Source organism: Desulfurella sp., assembly GCF_023256235.1.
GTDB lineage: Bacteria > Campylobacterota_A > Desulfurellia > Desulfurellales > Desulfurellaceae > Desulfurella.
On the sequence record NZ_JAGDWY010000089.1, the window covers coordinates 45,000 to 51,419 of the forward strand.

Here is a 6,420-nt window from a genome sequence, read left to right on the forward strand (position 1 = left end):
ACCTTTCTTTAAATAAATTTTTCAAACTCTCAACTATATCCATATTTCCTCTTATCTAAAAAACTTTTGCTAAACTCAGCAAAACTATTATTTTTAATAGCCTGCCCTATGCGTTGCATCAAATTATAATAATAACTTAAATTGTGAATTGTTGCAAGCGTATAAAAGCTCAATTCTTTTGATTTATAAAGATGCCTCAAAAAAGCTCTTGAATAGTTTTTGCACGTATAGCAATCGCAGTGTTCATCTATAGGGGATTCATCTTTTGCATAAGCAGCATTTTTTATGTTTATATTACCAAAATCGGTAAATAAATAGCCATTTCTTGCGTTTCTTGTGGGCATTACGCAATCAAACATATCTACACCAAAACCAACAAGCCTTACAATATCTTCTGGCCTACCAACTCCCATGGCATACCTTGGTTTATCTTTTGGCAAATATTGCATAACAGAAGCCACAGTATCATACATCATTTGCGGCGACTCTCCAACACTTAAACCACCAATAGCTATACCGTCAAAATCCATACTTGCAATCTCAAGGGCGCTTTTTTTCCTTAAATCTTCAAACACACCACCTTGCACAATACCAAAAACAGCAGTATGTGATGGCCTTTTTATTACAGAAGAGCGTTTTGCCCAATTTAGCGTTACGTTTAGCGATTTTTCTACAAAGCTTTTATCAAGGCTGTATGCTGGACACTCATCAAGAACCATAGCAATATCAATTTTAAATCGAAACTGTATATCAAGCACTTTTTCTGGTGTAAAAAGGTGATATGAGCCATCAATGTGCGATTTAAAAACAACACCTTCTTGCGTAACTTTTCTTAAATCCGACAAACTAAAAACCTGAAAACCACCACTATCTGTTAAAATAGAACCCTTAAAATTTGTAAATTTATGCAACCCTCCAAAAGCTTCAATTATTTCAACGCCTGGCCTTAAATACAAATGGTATGTATTGGACAACATAAGTTTATAACCAATATCAATAAGTGTATCTGGCAAAAGCGCCTTTACTATACCTTGCGTACCAACAGGCATAAACGCAGGTAGCTCAATTTCATCTTTTAGCCACAACAAAGACAGTCTTGCATTATCTGAAGTTTTCAAACACTTAAATTCCATAATTACCTAATTATTTCTGATGTAGATTTTATCTAAATCGCTTGAGCAAACAAACAATTTTTGGTTTGAATAATATGCAAATGTTGGTTTTTCAAATTTAAATGATTTTACTAGCATTAAATCTTTATTTAAAATAAAAACTCTGTTTACTTGTTGAGATGTTACACTTAAATAACCATTATTAAAACTAATATAATCAATTGGTACACTAAAATCCTTGCTTGTCAAAACTTGTTTATTTATATTGTAGGATTTAATACTGTGTCCTACAACTGCAAAAATTTCATTGTTATTGGTTGCAATTGACGAAGCACCTTTAATATTAAATAAAAATTTTACTTTATAATTTTGTACTTTTAAAATATCCCCTGTATCAAGCAAAACCAAAATATCATTGCCAAAGTTTGCAATTTGTCTGATCTTTCCAGAAAACTTAACTACTTTTAAAAGCTTAGATGGCCTTTGGTAAAAAAATAAATTATCTTTTGTTGATACTACAATCATATTTTGATAGGTTAATATGCTTGATGGATCATTTAAATTCAAAAACTCCAATTCCAATATATGACCGTATTTATCTAGCATGCTTATATAGCCATCTTTTTGGGCAACATACAATATGCCATTGCTGTATGAGAGACTCAAAGGTTTTTTTAAACCATATACACTATAATCGTTTCCAAATTTAAAACTTGTTATAACAATAAATATTACAATTCCAGCAATACAGGCATACTCTTTTTTGGACATTACAAATCTTCATTAATTTTGCGTATATTTTCTTCTTCTTTTTTAATATAATCAAGTAATTTTTGTTTTAAATCAGGGTCTTTTTGCGCAAACATCCTTGCCACAAATAATGCTGCGTTATGTGCACCTTTTTTGCCAATACCCATAGATGCAACAGGTACACCTTTTGGCATTTGAGTAATAGAAAGCAGTGCATCAAGCCCAAACATCTCACTATCAACCGGCACACCAATTACTGGCAAAATTGAATATGATGCAACAAAACCCGGCAATGCTGCAGAAAGCCCTGCTATTGCGATTATGCAATCAAATTCAGCATTTACTTTTTGAACTATTTCTTTTACATACTCTGGACTTCTGTGGGCACTTGCAATGTAAACCTTATATTCAATACCAAACTCTTCCAATGTTTTTTTTGCTTCATAGATAATGTTTTCATCGCTTTTACTGCCGGATATAATTGCTACTTTCATAATTTTCCTCCTTTTCAAAAGTACTTTAGTGCTTTTTTGCCAATATCGCGTCTAAAATGCATTCCATCAAAGTGAATACTCTCAATTGCCTTATAAGCCTTTTCTATAGCTTTTTTAAAGTCTTTATCAAGCGCCACTACATTCAACACTCTGCCACCGTTTGTATATATTTTTGAATCTTTTTTGTATGTTCCTGCATGAAATACAATGGCGTCAGTAACATTTTCCAGGCCATATATAGGCTTGTCTTTCTCGTAAGGCCCCGGATAGCCTTTGCTTGCTAAAACAACACTTACGCAGAATTTATCTTCGAACTCTATTTTGTAATCACCTAAATTGCCATTTGCACATCTAAGCATAATATCTAACAAATCACTTTTTAATAAAGGTAAAACCACCTGAGTTTCTGGATCTCCAAACCTGCAATTGTATTCAAGCACATAAGGCTTGTTATCTACAACCATTAAACCGGCATACAAAACTCCCCTGTAATCAATCCCTTCACTTTTTAAAGCATCTAAGGTTTGCTCTATTAACGAATCGCACTGGTTTTGTATAGCGTTTACTATTGGCGCTTTTGCATAAGCTCCCATACCGCCCGTATTTGGACCCAAATCATTATCAAAAACCCTTTTGTGGTCTTGTGAAGCAACCATTGGGACAAATTTTTTGCCATCACAAAAAACCATATAAGACAATTCTTCGCCGTCTAAGAACTCTTCTATAACAACTCTGCTTCCTGCTTCGCCAAACTTTTTATTGGCAAAACAATCATTGAGGTGAGCAAGAGCTTCGTATTCATTATTGGCAATAGCTACACCTTTTCCTGCTGCCAAACCATCTGCTTTTATAACCAATGGATAAATTGCCTTTTTTATATACCTATACGCTTCATCAAAATTATCAAATGTTTCATAGGCCGCCGTTGGTATAGAGTATTTTTTGCATAAATTTTTGCAAAATATTTTACTTGACTCAATTGCTGAAGCTATCTTTGTGGGGCCAAATGCTAGTATGCCAGCATAATTTAGATAATCTACAATACCTTTTGCTAAAGGCTCTTCTGGCCCAACAACAACAAACTCAATTGAATTTTTTTTACAAAACTTTGCTAAAGCTTCAAAATCAAGCACCGATATATCAACATTCGTTGCCAATTGTGATGTACCAGCGTTTCCTTTTGCACAGTAAATTTTCTCACAAAGCTTGCTTTGTGAGAGTTTATAACAAATGGCATGTTCTCTTGCTCCACTGCCAACAACAAGTACATTCATTTTAACTCTCCCAATAACCATTCATTTAGGTTTTCTAAAAATTCCTGTGTTGCTTTACCTGCTGCATCCAGCATCGATTCATTTGTATTCTTTTTAAAATCCTTTTTATAATCAAACATTTTGCTTGCTAAAAGCTCATATTGAGAGTTATACAAAAAAGCCCTTGCTTTAAAGTAAAAAAAACTTTCTTTATTATTAAAATGTGGCTCATAATTAAAAAGTAGAATTTTAAGCCTATATTTTGCATAAGGGTCTTGCTTGATATATTTTATATTTTCAAGTATAAAATCTTTTAGCATTGTTGGGGGAGAATTTATCCACTTAGAATAAGCAAAATAATTATAAACACCATTTGACTCATACAAAATGTAGTTGTTTTTAAGTCTATTTGACTCTACGCTATCTAAGTTAACCGAGTTTATTTTTATTTCATTTTTTTGGCTTACATTAAAAACCTCAGGCTGCAGGTAATTATATCCGGTATTGTTTACGTTTTTAACCCTTACAGAACAAGAAGCTAAAAATAAGCCTAAAAAAAGAAAAAATACAATTTTTTTCATTGATTACTCCTTTCAGTGGGCGATGGAGTTTTGGGTTTCCCATATATTATGTAAGTAGGATTTGATCTTAACTCATTAACAAGCTCATCAGTAGTTTTTACTGTTTTATTGATGTTTTCTATCATGCGATTTAAATTATACATACTTTCATGTGTAAAATAATTTATTTGATTTTTATTTTCATTTATTAGCTGACTCAAATCAGAACTTATCTGGGTAAGATTTTTTGAACTTTCCTGCAATGTGGCTATGAGCTTATTTGTAGATTGAAAAGCACTATCTGCGCTTTCTCCTGCCTGTTTTATAGATTGTATAGCTTCATTTGCTTTATTTAATGTTGAATTTAAATTTTGCAAATCAATAGCTAATTCTTTGCTTGCTTTGTTTGTGTTGTTTAGAATTGATGATATTTGCTGTCTGTTTTCTTTATTAAAAACTTCATTCATGTTTTTAATAAGGGTGTTTGCGCTATCTAATACATTTGGTAAAGCTTGAGAAATTTTTTGCAACTCACTCATTTTTGATTTAATAACAGGATACTCACTATGATCAACACTTGTTAAAAGAGGTGCGTTTTTTGTCCCGCCTGTTAAATCAATAGAAGCAAGACCCGTTAAACCCTGAGCTGAAACTGTGGCTACTGTATCAGTTTTTATTGGTATATTGCTTTTTACTTTTATAAAAATTCTTACAATTTCTGGGTTGTTTGGGTCTATATCTATTTTTTCAACATTACCAACATTTACACCTTTGTACTTTACAAGAGAATTACTGGATAAACCATTTACAGAATATTTTGTCAAAATAAGGTAAGTCTTGTAAGATTCATTTGTCCTGTAGCCAAACAACCAAAGAACTATAATTACTATTGCAGCACTCAATATAATTACAAAACTACCAACAAGTATATAGTTAGGCTTTGTTTCCATCTAAAAACCTCTTGCCCCTCTCTCCCATAAACAGTTCTTTTACCCAGGCATCGTCTACGGTGTGTATTTTGTCCGGTGTATCACAAAAAATAATTGTTTTATTTGCAATAATTGCAACTCTATCAGCTATTAAAAGCGAAGACAAATCGTGCGTTATCATAATTACACTGATACCTAAAAGCTCAACAAGCTTCTTTATCGTTTTGTCAAACTCATCTGCACTTATAGGATCAAGGCCACTAACTGGCTCATCCAAAAATAGTATCTTAGGGTCAACAGCCAGTGCACGCGCAAGAGCTGCTTTTTTTTTCATACCACCTGATAGCTCACTTGGGTACAGCCAGTAGACGCTTTCGTCTAAATCAGAAAGTTTTATCTTTAACATAGCCATATTTTTTGCCATTTCATCGTCTATATTATAGCGTTTTTTTATCACATATACAATATTTTCACCAACACTTAAGCTACTAAACAATGCAGCTGACTGAAACATTACACCAATCTTGTTTTTTATAGCCTGTTTTTGTTTAAAACTCAATTGTTTAATATTTATACCATCTATAATAATATCACCTTGTTTTGGCTCTTTAAGTAAAATTAATTCTTTTAAAAGCGTGGTTTTCCCCGAACCAGAACCGCCGATTATGGCTAAAATTTCCCCTTTGTAAACATCAAGGTTTAAATTTTCGTGTATAATGCGATCATTGTATGCACTTTGTAGATTTCTAACGCTAATTATTATATCTTTAGCCATCTATAAATCACACTAAACATTGCATCTATTACAATCACGCTAAATATACTTTTTACAACACTCGCAGTTACATGTGTACCTATACTTTCTGCTTTTTGCTCAACTTTAAATCCTTCACTTGTACCAATCAATGCTATTACAATACCAAACACAGGACCCTTAACTATACCGGATAAAAAAGATTTTATCGTAACAACACGGCTTGCCCTATCCAAAAACTCTGCATAGTTTACACCCAATATAAGATTTGATATAATCATCCCGCCAAAAATCCCAACAATATCAGCAAATACAATTAAAAGGGGCATAACGATAAAAAGTGAAAGTATGCGCGGCAACACCAATAGCGTATATGGCGATACGCCCATTGTATCAAGTGTATCAACTTCTTCCTGGACTTTCATTAAGCCAAGCGTAGCAGTATAGCTGCTTGCGCTTCTGCCTGAAACAATTATTGCAACAATCAATGGGCCAAGTTCTCTAACAATTGAAATACTAACCAGATCAACTATAAAAATATTTGCACCAAACTGCCTTAGTTGAGCAG

8 protein-coding genes are annotated in these 6,420 nt (G+C 33.0%); all 8 read right to left on the reverse strand.

From position 1 onward, the window contains the following. Positions 1-29: 29 nt before the first annotated feature. Positions 30-1,133, reverse strand: a complete 1,104-nt coding sequence (gene tgt / locus Q0C22_RS09655; RefSeq protein WP_291494210.1) for a tRNA guanosine(34) transglycosylase Tgt — start codon at positions 1,131-1,133, stop codon at positions 30-32. A 6-nt stretch (positions 1,134-1,139) separates the two neighbouring features. Further along, on the reverse strand, positions 1,140-1,883 hold the full coding sequence (locus tag Q0C22_RS09660) for a hypothetical protein (protein ID WP_291494212.1): 744 nt from the start codon (positions 1,881-1,883) through the stop codon (positions 1,140-1,142). After that, complete coding sequence (purE, locus tag Q0C22_RS09665) at positions 1,883-2,356, reverse strand: 5-(carboxyamino)imidazole ribonucleotide mutase (protein WP_291494214.1); 474 nt, start codon at positions 2,354-2,356, stop codon at positions 1,883-1,885. Before purE ends, Q0C22_RS09660 begins: the two co-directional genes overlap by 1 nt. 14 nt (positions 2,357-2,370) lie before the next feature. Continuing rightward, a complete protein-coding gene (purD, locus tag Q0C22_RS09670; RefSeq protein ID WP_291494216.1) occupies positions 2,371-3,630 on the reverse strand; it encodes a phosphoribosylamine--glycine ligase in 1,260 nt (419 codons plus the stop codon). Continuing rightward, a complete protein-coding gene (locus Q0C22_RS09675) occupies positions 3,627-4,190 on the reverse strand; it encodes a hypothetical protein (RefSeq protein ID WP_291494218.1) in 564 nt (187 codons plus the stop codon). Before Q0C22_RS09675 ends, purD begins: the two co-directional genes overlap by 4 nt. Continuing rightward, entirely contained in the window at positions 4,187-5,119 is a 933-nt protein-coding gene (locus tag Q0C22_RS09680; RefSeq protein ID WP_291494220.1) for an MlaD family protein, read from the reverse strand. The genes Q0C22_RS09675 and Q0C22_RS09680 overlap by 4 nt, the downstream gene beginning before the upstream one ends. Then, a complete protein-coding gene (locus Q0C22_RS09685) occupies positions 5,103-5,873 on the reverse strand; it encodes an ABC transporter ATP-binding protein (RefSeq protein WP_291494222.1) in 771 nt (256 codons plus the stop codon). Before Q0C22_RS09685 ends, Q0C22_RS09680 begins: the two co-directional genes overlap by 17 nt. Next, positions 5,858-6,420, reverse strand: a 563-nt coding sequence (locus tag Q0C22_RS09690) for an ABC transporter permease (protein WP_291494224.1), incomplete at its 5' end; no start/stop codon positions are given. The genes Q0C22_RS09690 and Q0C22_RS09685, both read right to left, overlap by 16 nt.